Here is a 17,110-nt window from a genome sequence, read left to right as displayed (position 1 = left end):
GGCCCCCTGAAGGGCCGGGCCGCACAAGAGGCAGGTCAGGACTTGGCTTCGGCCCATGCGCGCTGCACGGCGAGGTCGTCCTTCACCTCGGCAAGCTGCACCGCGACGGCCGAAGGAGCGGTGCCGCCCCGGCCGCCCCGCGAGGCGAGCGCGCCCTGCACGTTGAGGACGGTGCGCACCTCGGGCGTGAGGTGCTCGGAGATCTTCGCGAACTGGTCGTCCGTCAGCTGGTCGAGCTCGATGCCGTGCTGCTCGCACTCCTTGACGCACTCGCCGGCGACCTCGTGCGCGACGCGGAACGGCACGCCCTGCTTGACGAGCCATTCGGCGATGTCGGTGGCGAGCGAGAAGCCGGCCGGGGCGAGCTCCTCCATCCGCTCCCGGTTGACCGTGAGCGTGGCCATCATGCCGGTGAACGCGGGCAGCAGGACCTCGAGCTGGTCGCAGGAGTCGAAGACCGGCTCCTTGTCCTCCTGGAGGTCGCGGTTGTACGCGAGAGGGAGGGCCTTGAGCGTGGCCATCAGGCCGGTCAGATTGCCGATCAGGCGGCCGGACTTGCCGCGGGCGAGCTCGGCAATGTCCGGGTTCTTCTTCTGCGGCATGATCGAAGAACCGGTGGAGAAGGCGTCGTGGAGAGTGACGAAGGAGAACTCCTTCGTGTTCCAGATGATGATCTCCTCGGCGATGCGCGAGAGGTTCACGCCGATCATCGCGGTGATGAAGGCGAACTCCGCGACGAAGTCCCGCGACGCGGTGCCGTCGATGGAGTTGGCGGCCGAGCCGCGCTCGAAGCCGAGGTCCTTCGCGACAGCCTCCGGGTCGAGGCCGAGCGACGAACCGGCCAGGGCGCCGGAGCCGTACGGCGAGACCGCCGTGCGCTCGTCCCACTGCCGCAGCCGCTCGGCGTCCCGGGACAGGGACTGGACGTGCGCGAGGATGTGGTGCGCGAACAGGACCGGCTGGGCGTGCTGGAGGTGCGTACGGCCGGGCATGGCGACGTCGGCGTGCGCCTCGGCGAGGCCGACCAGTGCGTCCTGGAGGTCGGTGACGAGGCCGCCGATGACGCGCGCGTGGTCACGCAGGTACATCCGGAAGAGCGTGGCGACCTGGTCGTTGCGGGACCGGCCGGCGCGCAGCTTGCCGCCGAGGTCGACGCCGAGGCGCTCCAGCAGGCCGCGCTCCAGCGCCGTGTGGACGTCCTCGTCGGCGATCGTCCCGACGAACGAGCCGTCCGCCACGTCCGCTTCGAGCTGGTCGAGGCCGGCGAGCATGCGGGTCAGCTCGTCCTCGGTGAGCAGGCCCGCCTTGTGCAGCACGCGCGCGTGGGCGCGGGAGCCGGCGATGTCGTACGGCGCCAGGCGCCAGTCGAAGTGGACCGAGGCGGAGAGTTTCGCCAGGGCCTCGGCGGGGCCGTCGGCGAACCGGCCGCCCCAGAGGCGGACATCGCCGGTGTTGCTGCTCACGGTTGCTCCTAGATGTGCGGTGACGCGGGGCGGGTTTTCTCTTCCCCGTCCCGCCCCTTCCCGTAACGGGTATCAGGCGAGGTCGCGCTTCGCCGCGCTCTTCGAGGACAGGGCGAAGACGTCGATGACGTCATGCATGAGTATGCATTGGACTGCATGATTCGTCAATCGACCCCCGCATCGAGCGCTCCACGGACTGAGACGCGCGCGTGAAATTCTTAGACAGGCGAACGATCTCGGGTCGATAATCCAGAACCATGGGAAAGACCTACGAACGCATAGACGGCAGGCTGCGCACCTTCATCGAGGCGCAGCCCATGTTCTTCACCGCGACGGCTCCCCTCTCCGAAGGCGGCACGGTGAACCTCTCCCCCAAGGGGCTGACCGGATCCTTCGCCGTGCTCGACGAGCGGACCGTCGCCTATCTCGACTTCGCCGGAAGCACCGCCGAGACCATCGCGCACCTGCGCGAGAACGGCCGCATCACCCTCATGTGGTGCGCCTTCCAGGGCCCTCCGAACATCGTCCGGGTGCACGGCCACGGCGAACCCGTCTTCCGTGGCGACGCCAGGTTCAAGGAGCTGCTCGAACACTTCCCCCATATCGACCCGACCCGGCACGGCCTGCGCGCGATCATCGTCGTCACAGCCGAGCTCATCCGCGACAGCTGCGGATACGCGGTCCCCTTCATGTCGTACGACGCGGACCGCGATCTGCACGGGAAGCGCTTCGCGCGTGAGGACGACGCCTCCCTGAGCGAGTACTTCAAGAAGAAGGAACACATCGAGCACAGCATCGACGGACTTCCGGGGCTGCCGCTTCCACTGCCTCCGACTACCGTCTGACACATGCGTTCACGATCCGTCACCATCGCCTCCCTGGCCGCGACGACCGCCCTGCTGATCCTGGGTGCTGCACCGCCCGGCGGGCCCGCGCCGCTGCCCGCGCGGATGGCCGACACGGGCGGCGGCTCCCAGCTCGTCACCGCACAGGCCGCGCGCACGGGCTCCACCACAGGCACCGTCACCTGGTGGGACCGGCGCGACGGGAAGTGGGTCGCGGCTGGTTCGGCGGCGGCGCGGTTCGGGTCGAAGGGCCTCGCCGACGGGGGCTCGCGCAAGCAGGGCACGTACACGACACCCACGGGTCTGTACGGCCTGCCCTACGCCTTCGGGATCGAGCCCGCGCCCACCGGCACGGCCACCGCCTACCGGCGCGTGCACCAGGACTCGTGGTGGTGCCAGGACAACGACTCACGGTCCTACAACCGCTGGACCGAGCCGCGCCCGGCCGACTGCCGCGCCGCCGAGTCCGAGCACCTCGTGTCGTACGCGACCCAGTACGCACACGCCTTCGTCATCGCCTACAACTACGACAAGCCGGTGCGCGGCCGCGGAGCGGGGATCTTCCTGCACGTGAACGGGCGCGGGGCGACGGCCGGGTGCGTGTCGGTCCCGGCGGACGCGATGCGGCGGATCCTGCGCTGGGCCGAGCCCGGCCGGCGACCGCACATCGCGATCGGGACGGCGAGCGGCCCGACGGCGATCACGAACTACTGAGGCGGCACCTTCACCACTGATTGCGCCCACCCGTGAAGGCGAATGTGTGGCGATCCCATGAAGATGTAGGGACCACATAACGAGACAGGGTTGCGGGCACACCGGCCGACGGCGTTGCATCGCCCGGTGCAGACCGAACAACTGACCCCTCAGCAGACCCGGCCGACGGACACCGGCAACCGCGCGGCCCGCCTGGCCGTCACCGTGTTCCCCGTACTCGTGCTCGCGGCGGGCGGTATCGGGCTCGCGCTGCCGGACGCCTTCGTGAGCTGGAAGACGAACGTCCCGTACCTGCTGGGTGTGGTGATGTTCTGCATGGGGCTCACGATGACCCCGCACGACTTCAAGGGCGTCGCGAAGCGGCCCTGGGCCGTCGGCCTCGGACTCGTCGCGCACTACGTGATCATGCCGGGGCTCGGCTGGCTGATAGCCAACGCCCTCGACCTGCCGCCCCAGCTGGCGGCGGGCGTGATCCTCGTGGGCTGCGCCCCCAGCGGTACGGCCTCCAACGTGGTGACCTACCTGGCGCGCGGCGACGTGGCCCTGTCCGTCTCCGTCGCCACCGTCTCGACCGTGCTCGCCCCGCTCGTCACACCGCCGCTGACCCTGCTCCTCGCGGGCGAGTTCCTGCCCGTGGACGCGGGGTCGATGGTCACGGACATCCTCAAGACCGTGCTGCTGCCGGTCGTCGCGGGGCTCGTCGTACGCCTGGTCCTCGGCCGGTACGTCGACCGGGTGCTCGGCTTCCTGCCCTGGCTGTCGGCGCTGACGATCGCCGTCATCGTGGCCGTGGTCGTCGCCGGCAGCGCGACGGCGATCAAGTCGGCGGCCGGGCTCGTCCTGCTCGCCGTCGTCCTCCACAACGGTCTCGGCCTCGCACTCGGTTACGGCGCCGGAAAGCTCGCCCGCCTCGGGGCGCCCGCGTCCCGCGCGATGGCGTTCGAGGTCGGTATGCAGAACTCGGGGCTCGCCGCGTCGCTCGCCACGGCCCACTTCAGCCCGCTCGCGGCGCTCCCGGCGGCGGTGTTCTCCGTGTGGCACAACGTGTCGGGTGCCCTGGTCGCGGCCTGGATGTCGTACCGGGCGCGCCGCGCCGAGCAGGCCTGAGAACGCGGCAGCGCCCCGGACCACCCGTGAACATCGGGCGGTCCGGGGCGCGAGCCAGAACCATTCAGCGCACTCGGATCCAGGGCACTCAGTGGTCGTTCTGGGCGAGCCGCAGCAGATGGTCGGCGAGCGCCTGCCCGCCGGCCGGGTCGCGGCTGATCAGCATCAAGGTGTCGTCACCCGCGATCGTGCCCAGAATGACCTGGAGTTCCGCCTGGTCGATCGCCGACGCGAGGAACTGGGCGGCGCCGGGAGGGGTGCGCAGGACCACGAGGTTCGCCGAGGCCTCCGCGGAGATCAGCAGTTCCCCCGCGAGCCGCCGCATCCGCTCCTCCTTGGCCGAGCCGCCGAGCGGGGCCTGCGGGGTGCGGAAGCCGCCCTCGCTGGGCACCGCGTAGATCAGCTCGCCGCCGGTGTTGCGGATCTTGACCGCGCCCAGCTCGTCCAGGTCCCGGGAGAGCGTCGCCTGCGTGACCGTGAGGCCGTCGTCGGCGAGCAGCTTCGCCAGCTGGCTCTGCGAGCGCACCGGCTGCCGGTTGAGGATGTCCACGATCCGGCGGTGGCGCGCGGTGCGGGTCTGCGGCACGGCGGGTCCCGCGGCGTGCTCGTTGTCCTGCGCCTGACTCATCGTCGTCGTCCCATTCCTCAGGATCGTCCTTCCCCGTCGGCCCCTTCGAGGGCCTTGTCCAGAACGCCGGGCAGCGCCTGGAGGAAGGTGTCCACCTCGTCGTCGCGGAGGTTGAGCGGCGGCATGAGCCGTACGACATCGGGGGCGGGCGCGTTCACCAGGAGGCCGGCGTCCTGAGCCGCCTGCTGCACCTGGGGCGCGCGCGGCTCGGTGAGCACGATACCCAGGAGGAGCCCGGCGCCCCTTACGTGGCCGACGAGCGGGTGCCCGAGAGAGGCGATTCCGTCCCTCAACCGCGCCTCGGCGCGCTTCACGTTCTCCAGGAGGCCCTCGCCCGCGACGGTGTCGAGCACCGCGAGGCCGGCCGCGCAGGCGACGGGGTTCCCGCCGAACGTCGTGCCGTGGTGACCGGGCTTGAGCAGCTCGGCCGCCTCGCCGAACGCGACGGTCGCGCCGATGGGCAGTCCACCGCCGAGCCCCTTGGCGAGCGTGACGACGTCGGGGTCGATGCCCTCCTCCGCCTGGTACGCGAACCAGTGGCCGGTCCTGCCGATGCCGGTCTGCACCTCGTCGAGGACGAGGAGAGTGCCGGTGGCCCGGGTGATCTCCCTGGCCGCCCTGAGATAGCCGGCGGGCGGCACGACGACGCCGTTCTCGCCCTGGATCGGCTCGATGATCACGAGCGCGGTCTCTTCCGTGACCGCCGCCCGCAGCGCCTCGGCATCGCCGTACGGGACATGCGTGACGTCGCCGGGCAGCGGTACGAACGGCTCCTGCTTGCCGGGCTGGCCCGTCAGCGCGAGGGAGCCCATCGTCCGGCCGTGGAAGCCGCCCTGGGTGGCGACCATGTGCGAACGGCCCGTCAGTCGGCCGATCTTGAACGCGCCCTCGTTGGCCTCGGCGCCCGAGTTGCAGAAGTACACGCGGCCGGACCGGCCGAAGAGCTGGAGGAGCCGTTCGGCGAGCGCGACGGGCGGCTCGGCGACGAAGAGGTTCGAGACATGGCCGAGGGAGGCGATCTGCTCGGTGACCGCCCGGACGACCGCGGGGTGCGCGTGACCGAGGGCGTTGACCGCGATGCCGCCGACGAAGTCGACGTACTCCTTGCCGTCGGCGTCCCACACCTTGGCGCCCGCACCGCGGACGAGGGGCAGCCGGGGCGTGCCGTAGTTGTCCATGAGCGCGCCCTGCCAGCGCGCGGTCAGCTCCTGGTTGCTCATGACTCCCCCTGTGCGTCGATGGCGCTCACGTCGGTGGCCTCGGGGGCGTCCGGCACGACCATCGTGCCGATGCCCTCGTCGGTGAAGATCTCCAGCAGGATCGAGTGCGGGACCCGGCCGTCGATGACGCGGGCGGTCGTCACGCCATTGCGTACGGCGTGCAGGCAGCCCTCCATCTTCGGGACCATGCCGCTGGCCAGCTCGGGAAGGAGCTTCTCCAGCTGCCTGGCGGTGAGCCGGCTGATGACCTCGTCGGAGTTCGGCCAGTCCTCGTAGAGGCCCTCGACGTCGGTCAGGACCATCAGCGTCTCGGCGCCCAGCGCCGCGGCGAGTGCCGCAGCCGCCGTATCAGCATTGACGTTGTAGACATGTCCGTCGTCCTGGGAGCGGGCGATCGAGGAGACGACCGGGATGCGGCCGTCGGCGAGCAGGGCCTCGATGGCACCGGTGTCGATCGCGGTGATCTCGCCGACCCGGCCGATGTCGACGAGCTCGCCGTCGATCTCGGGCTGGTGCTTGGTGGCGGTGATGGTGTGCGCGTCCTCGCCGGTGAGGCCGATGGCGAGCGGGCCGTGCTCGTTGAGGAGCCCGACGAGTTCGCGCTGCACCTGGCCGGCCAGGACCATCCGCACGACGTCCATCGCGTCCTCGGTGGTGACCCGCAGGCCCGCCTTGAACTCGCTGACGATGCCGTGCCGGTCGAGGGCCTTGCTGATCTGCGGTCCGCCGCCGTGCACGACGACGGGCTTGAGGCCCGCGTGGTGCAGGAAGACGACGTCCTGGGCGAAGGCGGCCTTGAGGTCCTCGTCGATCATGGCGTTGCCGCCGAACTTGATGACGACGGTCTTGCCCTGGTGCCGGGTGAGCCAGGGCAGCGCCTCGATGAGGATCTGCGCCTTGGGCAGCGCGGTGTGCTTCCGCGTCGTGCTCATGAGCTGTACGCGCTGTTCTCGTGGACGTAGTCCGCGGTCAGGTCGTTGGTCCAGATCGTCGCGGTCTCGGAGCCGGCCGCCAGGTCGGCGGTGATGACGACCTCCCGGAAGCGCATGTCGACGAGCTCGCGGTCCTCGCCGACGCCGCCGTTCTTGCAGACCCAGACGCCGTTGATGGCGACGTTCAGCTGGTCGGGCTCGAAGGCGGCGGACGTCGTGCCGATCGCGGACAGCACCCGGCCCCAGTTGGGGTCCTCGCCGTGGATCGCGCACTTGAGGAGGTTGTTACGGGCGATGGAGCGGCCCACCTCGACGGCGTCGTCCTCGGTCGCGGCGTTGACGACGTCGACCCTGATGTCCTTGCTGGCGCCCTCGGCGTCGCCGATGAGCTGGCGTCCGAGGTCGTCGCAGACCGTGCGGACGGCCTCGGCGAACTCGGCGTATTCGGGGGCGACTTCGGCGGCACCGGAGGCCAGGAGCAGCACGGTGTCGTTCGTCGACATGCAGCCGTCGGAGTCGACGCGGTCGAAGGTGACCTTGGTGGCGTCCCGCAGGGCCTTGTCCAGGACGTCGGCCTCCAGGTCGGCGTCCGTCGTCAGGACGACGAGCATGGTGGCGAGGCCGGGAGCGAGCATGCCCGCGCCCTTGGCCATGCCGCCGACCGTCCACCCGTCGCCCTCGAACACCGCGGTCTTGTGCACGGAGTCGGTGGTCTTGATGGCGACGGCGGCCTTCTCACCGCCGTGCGCGCTGAGCTGGGCGACCGCCGTGTCGACGCCGGGCAGGAGCTTGTCCATGGGGAGGAGTTCGCCGATGAGGCCGGTCGAAGCGACGGCGACCTCGCCCGCGTTCAGGCCGAGCGCCTCCGCGACCTTCTCCGCCGTGGCGTGCGTGTCCTGGAAGCCCTTCGGGCCCGTACAGGCGTTGGCGCCACCGGAGTTGAGGACGACGGCGGACACGAGCCCGCCCTTGAGGACCTGCTCTGACCACAGGACCGGCGCCGCCTTCACGCGGTTGGAGGTGAAGACGCCCGCGGCGGCCAGGCGGGGCCCGTTGTTGACCACGAGGGCCAGGTCCGGGTTGCCGTTCTGCTTGATCCCGGCGGCGATGCCCGCGGCCGTGAATCCCTTGGCTGCCGTCACACTCACGCTGTCTCCTCGTTCGCTTCTCCGCCCGCGCAGCGCAGCGGCGCGGCTCTCGTTCCTGTCTGCGGCCCGGCGGCTGCGCGCGCGTCGCTCACGGCGCGACTCCGATCGTGGTAAGCCCTGTGGTCTCGTCGAGACCGAGGGCGATGTTCATGCTCTGAAGGGCGCCGCCCGCGGTGCCCTTGGTGAGGTTGTCGATGGCGCTGATCACGATGATCCGGCCGGCCGCCGAGTCGTACGCGACCTGCACCTGCACGGCGTTCGAGCCGTACACGGACGAGGTCGCGGGCCACTGCCCCTGCGGAAGCAGGTGCACGAACGGCTCGTCGGCGAAGGCCTTCTCGTAGACGGCCCGTACGCTCTCGGCGCTCACGCCCGGCTTCGCCTTGGCGCTGCACGTGGCGAGGATGCCGCGCGGCATCGGGGCCAGCGTCGGCGTGAAGGAGACGGAGACCGGCACACCGGCGACGGCGCCCAGGTTCTGGATCATCTCGGGGGTGTGCCGGTGGCCGCCGCCCACGCCGTACGGGGACATGGAGCCCATGACCTCGGAACCGAGGAGGTTCGCCTTGGGCGCCTTGCCCGCACCGGACGTCCCGGACGCGGCGACGATCACGGCCTCCGGCTCGGCGAGCCCGGCCTCGTACGCGGGGAAGAGTGCGAGGGAGACGGCGGTCGGGTAGCAGCCGGGCACCGCGATGCGCTTGGTGCCCTCCAGCGCGGCGCGCGCGCCGGGCAGCTCGGGGAGCCCGTAGGGCCAGGTCCCGGCGTGCGCGCTGCCGTAGAACTTCTCCCAGTCGCCCTCGTCCTTCAGCCGGAAGTCGGCGCCCATGTCCACGACGAGCGTGTCCTCGCCGAGCTGCTCGGCGACGGCGGCGGACTGCCCGTGCGGCAGCGCGAGGAAGACCACGTGGTGCCCGGAGAGCACCTCGGCGGTCGTCGGCTCCAGGATCCGGTCGGCCAGCGGCACCAGGTGCGGCTGGAGCGCACCGAGGGGCTGCCCCACGTTCGAGTTGCCGGTCAGGGCGCCGATCTCCACATTGGGATGAGCGAGCAGCAGACGCAGCAGCTCTCCGCCCGCGTATCCGCTTGCTCCTGCCACTGCTACGCGTACCGCCATGGAACCCTCCTCTTGGATGGCATGACTATACGCACTGATGCACGTTTATGCAATGCGGGTGATCGCCGCGGACGCGGGCCGTCAGTCGGCGACGAGCATGTCCCCGCCCCGCCACCCCTGGCGCGACGCGGCGCGTTCGCGCTGGCGGCGCACGAGGTAGCGGCCGGGGGCGATGCCGGTGCCGCCGTGTTCGGGGTGGATGAGATAGGCGACGGCGGTGTTCTCGATCATGCCGAGCGCGAGGCCCGTGGGGTCGACGACGCGGGCCGTCCACCGGCACACACCCTCGTCCGCGACGAGGGTGTGCGGATGGCCGCCCGCGGCGCTGCGCAGGAGCTCGATCCCGGCCGCGGGGACGCGCTGCCAGTCGGAGCGCCACGGTTCGCGGAGATGGCGCGCGACGAACGCGTAGGGGATGACGATCAGGTCGCCCTGGGCCTGGAGGCCGTCGACGACCGGGATGGTCACCTCGCGTTCGAGGTGGTCGAGGACGTCGAGTCCGGTGCGGGCGGTGAGGTCGGCGAGGGTGGGCGGGGCGGTCGGGGGCGTGGGCAGAGTCATGGTCATGTTCATCACCTCGGGTGTGTGGAGGGGTGGGTCAACGCTCACGTGCGTGGTCGACGCTCACTGCGTGGTCACTGCTCACGTGCGGCGCAGGAGTTGTGCGTAGTGCTCGCCGGAGAGGCCGTACGACCAGCCGGCCGCCGCGACCGGGTCGTCGAAGTGGGCCGGGACGCTCAGCCCGTATCGGCGCCTGTGCCCGTCGGGTTCGACGGATCCGTTCACCGCGAGCAGCAGCCGCGTGGGCCTTCCCCACAGGGCGAGCGGCACGTCGTACAGCTGCAGCTCGGAGTCCGGATTGCCGGGGTCGGGTGCCGAGCTCACGAGACGCAGCCCGGCGCGCCCGATGTAGCGGGCCCAGCCGATGCGCTCGATGGCGCTGCGCCTGACCTCGACGTTCGGTTCGGCGTGGATGCGCTCGGGGGTCGGGTCGGTGAGGACCCACTCCGGTACGTGGGCGCCGTGCAGGACGTGCACGGCGGCGCCGTCCGCGTAACGGACGGCCGGGGCGTCGTCACGGTGCAGCCTCAACTCACCGTGCAACGCGCCCGGTTGGGATTCCGTATGGATCTCGGCCGGCCGCTCGGACATGACGCAGACACCCTGGCCCGGCCACCACCAGCCGGTGGAGCGGGCGAGTTCGGCCCACAGGCCGAGATGCGCCACGTCGTCGTGGGCGTAGGTGGCGAGGCCGACGCGAGCACGTATGTCGTAGTGGGCGATCCACGCGGCGTCGTGCTGGCCGTACCAGGTGAGGGCGGCCGCCTCCCCTTCGGTGCGCATCAGTTCCGCGCGGATCGGGGCGCGGACCGCGTCGTCGACGGTCGTGCGCAGTGGGTGGCGGCCGACGGCGTCCACCACGTCGCGCACCGGGGATCCCGCGGCGAGTGCCTCGGGGACGGTCATGGTCCTGGGGGCGGTGGTTCCGTACCAGGACTGCCAGGCGATGGCCGTCCCGGTCCGTTCGTCCAGGCGGTCGCGGAGGTCGGCGACCAGGTTCGCGAGCCGGGAGACCAGCGGCCAGTCGGTGGGGCGCCGGGGGGCCTGGGTGCCGCGCAGGCGCGGCGGGCGGAAGCGGTGCGGCGCGTCGAGCAGAACCGGTCGCGCGGCGGCGGGAGAGGGCACCCAGACGAAGTCGGGGGCGGGTTCGCCGAGCCGCCGGTACAGGCCGGTGACGGCGGCTTCGGCGCGCGCCCGGTCGGAGGGGCGCGCGGACAGTGCGTGGCGGAGCCAGTCGGCTGCGATGATCCCCGCCAGCTCGACGCGCTCGCCTGAGGAGCGGGGTGGGGTGGACGTGATCTTCGAGGGTCCCCTGCGGGGACGCGTCACCGGGCTCACCGAAGGGTGGCGGTGTCCGCCTTTCCAGTCGTCATGCGGCAGAGCGTGACAGAGGCCGCGCGGCTGGCGCAAGGGATTTCCGGCGGCGGGACCCCGTCGCCGGGCGGGGTCCCGGCGAGCGGCAAAATAGGAAGCACGTGCAACGAGATGGGTGGGACGAGATGAGTGAGGCCTGGCCGGTTCCCGACGTGCTGGCCCATCTGGCGGGGCGCTGGCACGTCGAGCGAACGGTGCGCGACCTCGCCGGCGACGCGGTCGGCACCTTCTCCGGGACCACCGACTTCACGTACGAGGACGGCGGCGGGCTGCTGCACCACGAGGCGGGCACCTTCGTGTGGCACGGCGCCGCCCGGCCCGCCGAGCGCAACCTGCGTTTCGTGCCGGGCGACGCGCCGGGCACGGCCGTCGTGCGGTTCTCCGACGGCCGCTTCTTCCACGATCTGGACCTGCGCACCGGCCGCCACACGGCGGACCACCCCTGCGCGGCGGACCTCTACCGCGGCGGGTTCGAGGTGACGGGACCGGACCACTGGCGGATGGAGTGGCGGGTCAAGGGCCCCGCGAAGGACCTGGTGCTCACCACCGAGTACGCGCGTGCCGCGGCCTGACTGCCTGACTCAGGCCGCGGCGTCGAGCCGTACGCTCCAGCGGCCCGCGCCCCCCGTGAGGACGGCGGTCGACAGGGGGCGGACGTCGATGTTCCAGTACGTCGACGGGGGCGCCTTGAGCGCGTAGACGAGGGCCGCCCGTACGACGGCCGGCTCGGCTACCGCCACGACCGTCGCCCCGTCGTCGTTCGGCCGCGTGTCGAGCCAGCCGCCGACCCGGGATATGAACGCGAGCAGCGACTCCCCGCCGTGCGGCGCCGAGCGCGGGTCGCGCAGCCAGGCGTCGACGGCGCCCGGCTCGACGGCCGTCACCTCGGCGAGCGTGCGCCCGCGCCAGCGGCCCATGTCGCAGTCACGCAGGGCGAGTTGGGACAGGGGCGCGAGGCCCAGCGCCTCGGCGGTGCCGCGGCTGCGGGCGGTGGGCGCGCAGTAGCGCAGCTCCGCCGCGGCGAGCGGCACCAGCGCGGGCGAGGCCAGCTCCACCTCGTGCCAGCCGGTGTGGTCGAGGGGCCGGTCGTCGTCGAAGCGCTCGGCGAGCAGCGAGGCGCTGCGCGCGGCGGCCAGAAGCGTCACGCGAACGGGCATGCGGTGATCGTGGGGTGTGCCACGGCTGCGGTCAAGGGTCCACGGGGCGTATGCCAGCCGCATGCGCCCCGCCGCGCGCTCACCGCAGGACGAGTGCCATCCAGTTCCCCGGCTCGGCGAGCGCCGCGAAGCCGACCTTCTCGTACACCCCGTGCGCGTCCTGAGTGGCGAGCATGATGCGGCGCAGGCCGAGCGGCTCCAGGTGGTCGCGGACGGCGGCGACGAGCGCGGTGCCCAGGTTCTTGCCGCGGACGGCCCGGTCCACGTAGACGTCGCAGAGCCAGGCGAAGGTGGCGTGGTCGGTCACGACACGGGCGTACGCGACCTGCTCGCCGGATGCGGAGTCGTACACCCCGAAGTTCAGCGATCCCGCGATCGCCCGGTCCTGGTGTTCGCGGGCGCGGTCCATGGCCCAGTAGGCGTCGGTGGAGAGCCAGCGGTGCACGCGGTCGGCGTCGATGCGGGCGGTGTCGGCCGAGATCTCGTAGCCGTCGGGGAGTGCGGGGGCTGTGGCGTGGGTGTCGGTCATGACGCGAGATTTGCAGGCGGGGCCGGTGTCCGTCGAGCCGGTTTCGGGCGCCGATCGTCGCTCACTCGAGTACCTCGTCGCACACGGCCCGCAGCCGGCGGACGCCCTCCGTGATCTCCGCGCACTCCGCCGTCGTCGTCGGCCTGCTGCCCCTGACGACCGCGCTGCTCTCGGCGCTGCGCACCGGCGCGCGGCCCTCGCGCGGCTTCTGGATCGCGGCCTGCGCGGGCGCCGCCGCGATGATCGCGTTCACCGTGCAGCAGAGCGGCGGCACGCTCACCACCGCCGACCTGTACCTCTTCGGCGCGCTCCTCGTCTGCGCCGCCGGCTACACGGAGGGCGGCCGCCTGGCCCGTGTCATGCCGGGCTGGCAGGTCATCGCCTGGGCGCTCGTGATGTGTCTGCCGCTCGCCGCGTCGGGGGCCGTCGTCGCGCTGGGCCACGAGCCGCTGCACCTGACGTGGCACGCCGTCGCGGGGCTGCTCTGGGTGGCCGTGGGCTCACAGTTCCTTGGCCTGGTCGTCTGGTACCGCGGCATGGCGGTGATCGGCATCCCCAAGGCGAGCCAGCTCCAGCTGGCCCAGCCGCTGCTCACCCTGGTCTGGTCGGTGTTCCTGCTCGGCGAGCACCTCTCCCCCGCCGCGCCCCTGACCGCGGCGGCCGTTCTCGTGTGCATCGCAGTGACCCAACGGTCACGCGGCTGAAGGTCTCCAACCCCGGGACCCGGTCCTACTCTTGAGATACGGGTCGACGACGGACGAGGAGGTCACTCACGATGCGTGCCACGAAGGGCGACCATCTGCGGGTGCACGGCAGGACCGTGGGCGAGCACGACCGGGTCGCGGAAATCGTCGAAATCATGGGCCACGACGGCGAGCCGCCGTTCAGGGTCCGCTTCCAGGACGGCCACGAGGCGGTGATGTCACCGGGTCCCGACTCCGTCGTGCAGCACGAGGAGCCGGCCCCCTAGTCCTCCGGACGAAAGGCCCTAGTAGTGGTCCTCGACCACCCGGGCCATTGCGCCGATCCGGTCGGCGCCCACCTCCTTCGCCGAGAAGAACACATGTCCGTTCACCTGCGGATAGTGCTCGGCGAAGGTGAGGTGGCGGGAGAGTTCGGCCGGATCCTGCCACTCGGCGGGCTGCGCCGGATCGCCCGCCTTGTAGAGCGCCTCGCCCGCGTAGAGGCGCACCCCTGTCCCGCGTGCGACGTCCGACCACCAGGGCACGAGCTTCGCGTAGTCCGCGGCGGCGAAGCCGATGTTCCAGTAGACCTGCGGGCAGATGTAGTCGATCCAGTGCTCACGCACCCACTTACGGGTGTCGGCGTGCAGGTCGTCGTATGTCTGCACCCCGGCCCGCGTGTCCGAGCCGAGCGGGTCCGTCGCCGCGTTGCGCCACACCCCGAAGGGGCTGATCCCGAACTGGGTGCGTGGTCTGATCCGCTTCACGCTCGCGGCCATCTCGCGCACGAGGCGGTCGGTGTTGTCGCGCCGCCATGAGGCCCGGTCCGGGAAGTTACCGCCGTGCGCCGCGTAGGCCGCGTCGTCGTCGAAGACCTGGCCCGCGACCGGATACGGGTAGAAGTAGTCGTCCCAGTGCACGGCGTCGATGTCGTAGCGGCGGACGGCGTCGAGCATCGCGTCCTGGACGAACTTGCGCACCTCGGGCAGGCCCGGGTTGTAGTAGAGCTTCCCGCCGTAGGGGACGACCCAGTCGGGGTGCCGGCGGGCCGGGTGCGTGGGCACGAGGCGGGAGAGGTCCGTGTGGTTCGCGATGCGGTAGGGGTTGAACCAGGCGTGCAGTTCGAGCCCGCGCCGGTGCGCCTCCGCGACGGCCGTGCCGAGCGGGTCCCAGCCCGGATCCTTGCCCTGCACCCCGGTGAGGACGCCCGACCAGGGCTCGTACGGGGAGGGCCAGAGCGCGTCGGCCGTCGGCCGCACCTGGAAGACCACGGCGTTCAGGTGCCGGCCCACCGCGGTGTCGAGGTGCGCGATGAGCTCCGTACGCTGCTGGGCGGCGCTCAGGCCCGGCTTCGAGGGCCAGTCGCGGTTGGCCACCGTCGCCAGCCACATGCCCCGCATGTCGCGGGCCACCGGAGCGTGGCCGGACCCGGAGGCGACCGCGTCCCCGGCGGCGAGCCCGGTCAGCGCGGCCGCCGCCGCGACCGCGAAGCCCCTGCGTGACAAATGCCTCATCCGCCCACCCCCTGGCCAACAGCCCCGGCCTGTCCGGCCCGCACTGGGGACAGCATGCCTGACCCGGCCCGTCGTGTACGGGAGGTTCCGAGTAACGTGCAGGGCCGAGGCAGGCGCCGGAACCCGGGAGTCCTGCCGGCCGGAGAACAGCGAAAGGCACGAGGTGACCGACCCTATGGGGGACATCCAGCGCGTCGGAGTGGTGGGCTGCGGCCAGATGGGAGCGGGGATCGCGGAGGTCTGCGCCCGCGCCGGTCTGGACGTCATGGTGGCGGAGACCACCGGTGAGGCCCTGGAGATCGGCCGTACACGGCTGCACAACTCCCTCTCCAAGGCGGCCGAGCGCGGCAAGATCAGTGCGGAGGAGCTGGCCGAGACCCAGGATCGCCTGAGCTTCACCACCGACCTCGGGGAGTTCTCCGACCGGGACCTCGTCATCGAGGCCGTCGTCGAGAACGAGCAGGTCAAGACCGAGATCTTCCAGGTGCTCGACCAGGTCGTCACCCGGCAGGACGCCATCCTGGCGTCCAACACCTCCTCGATCCCGCTGGTCAAGCTGGCCGTGGCGACCTCGCGCCCCGATCACGTCATCGGTATCCACTTCTTCAACCCGGCGCCCGTGCAGAAGCTCGTCGAGCTGATCCCGGCCCTCACCACCTCCGAGGGCACGATCAGCCGCGCCCAGGCCCTGGTCGAGAAGGTCCTCGGCAAGCACGCGATCCGCGCCCAGGACCGCTCCGGCTTCGTGGTCAACGCGCTGCTGATCCCGTACCTGCTCTCCGCGATCCGGATGTTCGAGTCGGGCATCGCCAGCCGCGAGGACATCGACAACGGCATGGAGCTCGGCTGCGCCCACCCCATGGGCCCGCTCAAGCTCGCCGACCTCATCGGCCTCGACACCGTCGCCTCGGTCGCCGACTCGATGTACGCGGAGTTCAAGGAGCCCCTGTACGCCGCTCCCCCGCTGCTCCAGCGGATGGTCGACGCGGGCCGTCTCGGCCGCAAGACGGGCTCGGGTTTCTACCAGTACTCGTGATCGCGCGCGGTTCGACACCGCGCTGACTCTGCGTAATCGAAAGTTCGGGCCCGGCGCTCTTCGGAGCGCCGGGCCCGAACCATTCGCACACCGTGTGCGCACCGGGCCCGCATATGCCCATCGCACACTCTCCCGCCGTACCCACCAGGCGAGTTGACTTTCCGTGCGTAGGACAACGGATCTGCCCACTACGGAAAGGAGCCGACCCGTGACCGCCGACCCCGAGCGTCCCGTGGTCCCGGAAGAACTCGCGGAGTTACGCCGCAGCCTCGATGTGGGTCTCGCCCGCGTCGACGGCAGGCTGGCGTTGCTCACCCAGCGCGATGAACAGAGCGTCAAGGATCAGGACGACCTGAGCACTCGGGTCGCCGCGCTCGAGCACACCCGATGGCCCCTGCAGGCCATCGCCGCGATCACCGCGGCCGGCGCCCTCGGCCTTGCCGTCTGGCAGGCGTTCGGGCGCTAGCGCCGCAGGCCGGGGGCGTCCTGCCCCAGCCTGAGATGGTGCAGCATCAGCAGTGCGGCCGCCATGTTGGCGGCCGGGACCTCGCCGCGGGCGACCATGTCGGGGACGAGCTTGAGAGGGACCCACTCCCGGCGGTCCGACTCGAAGTCGTCCTCGGGATGGCCGACGTACGAACCCTCCTCGGCCCAGTAGACGTGGTGCCTGGCGTCCTCGAGACCGTTGGACGGCTCCACGCTCATCAGATGGCGTAAGGGTCCCGGCCGCCAGCCGGTCTCCTCCTCCAGTTCCCTGGCGGCCGCGGCGGCGATGTCCTCGCCGTCCTCGACCACCCCCGCCGGGAGCTCCCAGCCCCAGCTGTCGGTGATGAAGCGGTGCCGCCACAGGAGCAGCACCTCGTTGGCCTCATTGACCACGGTGGCCACGGCGACCGGCCGCAGTCGTATGACGAAGTGGTCGAGATGCCGGCCGTCCGGGAGCTCGACATCCGCGAGATTGACCCGGAACCAGCGGTTTTCATACACAGTTTGTTCGTTCTGTTTCGTCCACTGCACGGTTCTGCCACCTTCCGCCGAGTTAGATGGCAATATCCCAGCAGCGGAGCGTGAGAGAGCGGTGC

General features: G+C 71.3%; 19 protein-coding genes and 1 pseudogene. 8 read left to right on the top strand and 12 right to left on the bottom strand.

Going from position 1 to position 17,110, the window contains the following annotated elements:
• Nucleotides 1-35: 35 nt before the first annotated feature.
• Nucleotides 36-1,463 (bottom strand): argininosuccinate lyase, encoded by a 1,428-nt coding sequence (gene argH, locus OG574_RS36365; RefSeq protein WP_326776659.1) that lies wholly within the window; start codon nt 1,461-1,463, stop codon nt 36-38.
• A 257-nt stretch (nt 1,464-1,720) separates the two neighbouring features.
• On the opposite strand from argH, the gene OG574_RS36360 reads away from it, so the two are divergent.
• The 3 genes from OG574_RS36360 (at nt 1,721) to OG574_RS36350 (ending at nt 4,129) form a co-directional block, all read left to right on the top strand.
• Nucleotides 1,721-2,308, top strand: a complete 588-nt coding sequence (locus tag OG574_RS36360) for a pyridoxamine 5'-phosphate oxidase family protein (RefSeq protein WP_326776658.1) — start codon at nt 1,721-1,723, stop codon at nt 2,306-2,308.
• A gap of 3 nt (nt 2,309-2,311) precedes the next feature.
• Nucleotides 2,312-3,022, top strand: coding sequence for a L,D-transpeptidase family protein (locus tag OG574_RS36355; protein ID WP_326776657.1), 711 nt, complete (start codon nt 2,312-2,314; stop codon nt 3,020-3,022).
• 126 nt (nt 3,023-3,148) lie between these two features.
• Nucleotides 3,149-4,129: a bile acid:sodium symporter family protein gene (locus tag OG574_RS36350; protein ID WP_199841984.1), complete on the top strand. Its 981-nt coding sequence runs from the start codon at nt 3,149-3,151 to the stop codon at nt 4,127-4,129.
• An 88-nt stretch (nt 4,130-4,217) separates the two neighbouring features.
• On the opposite strand, the gene OG574_RS36345 is transcribed toward OG574_RS36350, so the two are convergent.
• The 7 genes from OG574_RS36345 to OG574_RS36315 all read right to left on the bottom strand — a co-directional run bounded on the left by OG574_RS36345 (nt 4,218) and on the right by OG574_RS36315 (nt 11,064).
• Nucleotides 4,218-4,757, bottom strand: a complete 540-nt coding sequence (locus tag OG574_RS36345) for an arginine repressor (RefSeq protein ID WP_100597053.1) — start codon at nt 4,755-4,757, stop codon at nt 4,218-4,220.
• A 17-nt stretch (nt 4,758-4,774) separates the two neighbouring features.
• Nucleotides 4,775-5,977: an acetylornithine transaminase gene (locus OG574_RS36340; protein WP_326776656.1), complete on the bottom strand. Its 1,203-nt coding sequence runs from the start codon at nt 5,975-5,977 to the stop codon at nt 4,775-4,777.
• Nucleotides 5,974-6,909, bottom strand: coding sequence for an acetylglutamate kinase (gene argB / locus OG574_RS36335; protein WP_326776655.1), 936 nt, complete (start codon nt 6,907-6,909; stop codon nt 5,974-5,976). Before argB ends, OG574_RS36340 begins: the two co-directional genes overlap by 4 nt.
• Nucleotides 6,906-8,057, bottom strand: a complete 1,152-nt coding sequence (gene argJ / locus OG574_RS36330; protein ID WP_326776654.1) for a bifunctional glutamate N-acetyltransferase/amino-acid acetyltransferase ArgJ — start codon at nt 8,055-8,057, stop codon at nt 6,906-6,908. The genes argB and argJ overlap by 4 nt, the downstream gene beginning before the upstream one ends.
• A gap of 88 nt (nt 8,058-8,145) precedes the next feature.
• On the bottom strand, nt 8,146-9,174 hold the full coding sequence (gene argC / locus OG574_RS36325) for an N-acetyl-gamma-glutamyl-phosphate reductase (protein ID WP_326776653.1): 1,029 nt from the start codon (nt 9,172-9,174) through the stop codon (nt 8,146-8,148).
• A gap of 81 nt (nt 9,175-9,255) precedes the next feature.
• On the bottom strand, nt 9,256-9,741 hold the full coding sequence (locus OG574_RS36320) for a hypothetical protein (RefSeq protein WP_326776652.1): 486 nt from the start codon (nt 9,739-9,741) through the stop codon (nt 9,256-9,258).
• A gap of 75 nt (nt 9,742-9,816) precedes the next feature.
• Entirely contained in the window at nt 9,817-11,064 is a 1,248-nt protein-coding gene (locus OG574_RS36315) for a DUF6745 domain-containing protein (RefSeq protein ID WP_326776651.1), read from the bottom strand.
• 170 nt (nt 11,065-11,234) lie between these two features.
• Here OG574_RS36315 and OG574_RS36310 point away from each other — a divergent pair, with 170 nt between their 5' ends.
• The gene (locus tag OG574_RS36310; RefSeq protein WP_326776650.1) at nt 11,235-11,681 is read left to right on the top strand and encodes a DUF6314 family protein; all 447 of its coding nucleotides are present in this window, start codon (nt 11,235-11,237) and stop codon (nt 11,679-11,681) included.
• 9 nt (nt 11,682-11,690) lie between these two features.
• On the opposite strand, the gene OG574_RS36305 is transcribed toward OG574_RS36310, so the two are convergent.
• Nucleotides 11,691-12,266, bottom strand: a complete 576-nt coding sequence (locus tag OG574_RS36305) for a histidine phosphatase family protein (RefSeq protein WP_326776649.1) — start codon at nt 12,264-12,266, stop codon at nt 11,691-11,693.
• A 79-nt stretch (nt 12,267-12,345) separates the two neighbouring features.
• Nucleotides 12,346-12,795 (bottom strand): GNAT family N-acetyltransferase, encoded by a 450-nt coding sequence (locus OG574_RS36300; RefSeq protein WP_326776648.1) that lies wholly within the window; start codon nt 12,793-12,795, stop codon nt 12,346-12,348.
• Between the two features lie 116 nt (nt 12,796-12,911).
• Between OG574_RS36300 and OG574_RS36295 the strand changes: the two are divergent.
• Both OG574_RS36295 and OG574_RS36290 read left to right on the top strand, forming a co-directional pair.
• A pseudogene (locus tag OG574_RS36295) lies at nt 12,912-13,499 on the top strand (DMT family transporter); the annotation flags it as partial.
• A 71-nt stretch (nt 13,500-13,570) separates the two neighbouring features.
• Nucleotides 13,571-13,765 carry a DUF1918 domain-containing protein gene (locus tag OG574_RS36290; RefSeq protein ID WP_100597064.1) on the top strand — a complete coding sequence of 65 codons (195 nt, stop codon included), beginning with the start codon at nt 13,571-13,573 and terminating at the stop codon, nt 13,763-13,765.
• Nucleotides 13,766-13,783: 18 nt separating this feature from the next.
• On the opposite strand, the gene OG574_RS36285 is transcribed toward OG574_RS36290, so the two are convergent.
• The gene (locus OG574_RS36285; protein WP_326776647.1) at nt 13,784-14,992 is read right to left on the bottom strand and encodes a glycoside hydrolase family 10 protein; all 1,209 of its coding nucleotides are present in this window, start codon (nt 14,990-14,992) and stop codon (nt 13,784-13,786) included.
• A 175-nt stretch (nt 14,993-15,167) separates the two neighbouring features.
• Here OG574_RS36285 and OG574_RS36280 point away from each other — a divergent pair, with 175 nt between their 5' ends.
• On the top strand, nt 15,168-16,028 hold the full coding sequence (locus tag OG574_RS36280) for a 3-hydroxybutyryl-CoA dehydrogenase (protein WP_326776646.1): 861 nt from the start codon (nt 15,168-15,170) through the stop codon (nt 16,026-16,028).
• A gap of 208 nt (nt 16,029-16,236) precedes the next feature.
• On the top strand, nt 16,237-16,494 hold the full coding sequence (locus OG574_RS36275; RefSeq protein ID WP_326776645.1) for a hypothetical protein: 258 nt from the start codon (nt 16,237-16,239) through the stop codon (nt 16,492-16,494).
• Here the strand turns inward: OG574_RS36275 and OG574_RS36270 are convergent.
• The gene (locus tag OG574_RS36270; RefSeq protein WP_100597068.1) at nt 16,491-17,045 is read right to left on the bottom strand and encodes an NUDIX domain-containing protein; all 555 of its coding nucleotides are present in this window, start codon (nt 17,043-17,045) and stop codon (nt 16,491-16,493) included. The two genes, OG574_RS36275 and OG574_RS36270, sit on opposite strands and share 4 nt — an antisense overlap.
• Nucleotides 17,046-17,110: the final 65 nt, after the last annotated feature.

This window comes from Streptomyces sp. NBC_01445 (genome assembly GCF_035918235.1).
Taxonomy (GTDB): domain Bacteria; phylum Actinomycetota; class Actinomycetes; order Streptomycetales; family Streptomycetaceae; genus Streptomyces.
The sequence above is the reverse complement of the archived record's forward strand: the minus strand, read 5'-3'. Positions and strand labels throughout refer to the sequence as shown.

What these genes read in the sequence shown, in the direction of transcription:
- OG574_RS36300 (WP_326776648.1), bottom strand. Translation starts at nt 12,795, where the DNA reads ATGACCGACACCCACGCCACAGCCCCCGCACTCCCCGACGGCTACGAG.
- OG574_RS36355 (WP_326776657.1), top strand. Translation starts at nt 2,312, where the DNA reads ATGCGTTCACGATCCGTCACCATCGCCTCCCTGGCCGCGACGACCGCC.
- argB (WP_326776655.1), bottom strand. Translation starts at nt 6,909, where the DNA reads ATGAGCACGACGCGGAAGCACACCGCGCTGCCCAAGGCGCAGATCCTC.
- argC (WP_326776653.1), bottom strand. Translation starts at nt 9,174, where the DNA reads ATGGCGGTACGCGTAGCAGTGGCAGGAGCAAGCGGATACGCGGGCGGA.
- OG574_RS36290 (WP_100597064.1), top strand. Translation starts at nt 13,571, where the DNA reads ATGCGTGCCACGAAGGGCGACCATCTGCGGGTGCACGGCAGGACCGTG.
- OG574_RS36285 (WP_326776647.1), bottom strand. Translation starts at nt 14,992, where the DNA reads ATGAGGCATTTGTCACGCAGGGGCTTCGCGGTCGCGGCGGCGGCCGCG.
- OG574_RS36340 (WP_326776656.1), bottom strand. Translation starts at nt 5,977, where the DNA reads ATGAGCAACCAGGAGCTGACCGCGCGCTGGCAGGGCGCGCTCATGGAC.
- OG574_RS36320 (WP_326776652.1), bottom strand. Translation starts at nt 9,741, where the DNA reads ATGACCATGACTCTGCCCACGCCCCCGACCGCCCCGCCCACCCTCGCC.
- OG574_RS36345 (WP_100597053.1), bottom strand. Translation starts at nt 4,757, where the DNA reads ATGAGTCAGGCGCAGGACAACGAGCACGCCGCGGGACCCGCCGTGCCG.
- OG574_RS36360 (WP_326776658.1), top strand. Translation starts at nt 1,721, where the DNA reads ATGGGAAAGACCTACGAACGCATAGACGGCAGGCTGCGCACCTTCATC.
- OG574_RS36305 (WP_326776649.1), bottom strand. Translation starts at nt 12,266, where the DNA reads ATGCCCGTTCGCGTGACGCTTCTGGCCGCCGCGCGCAGCGCCTCGCTG.
- OG574_RS36310 (WP_326776650.1), top strand. Translation starts at nt 11,235, where the DNA reads ATGAGTGAGGCCTGGCCGGTTCCCGACGTGCTGGCCCATCTGGCGGGG.
- OG574_RS36280 (WP_326776646.1), top strand. Translation starts at nt 15,168, where the DNA reads ATGGGGGACATCCAGCGCGTCGGAGTGGTGGGCTGCGGCCAGATGGGA.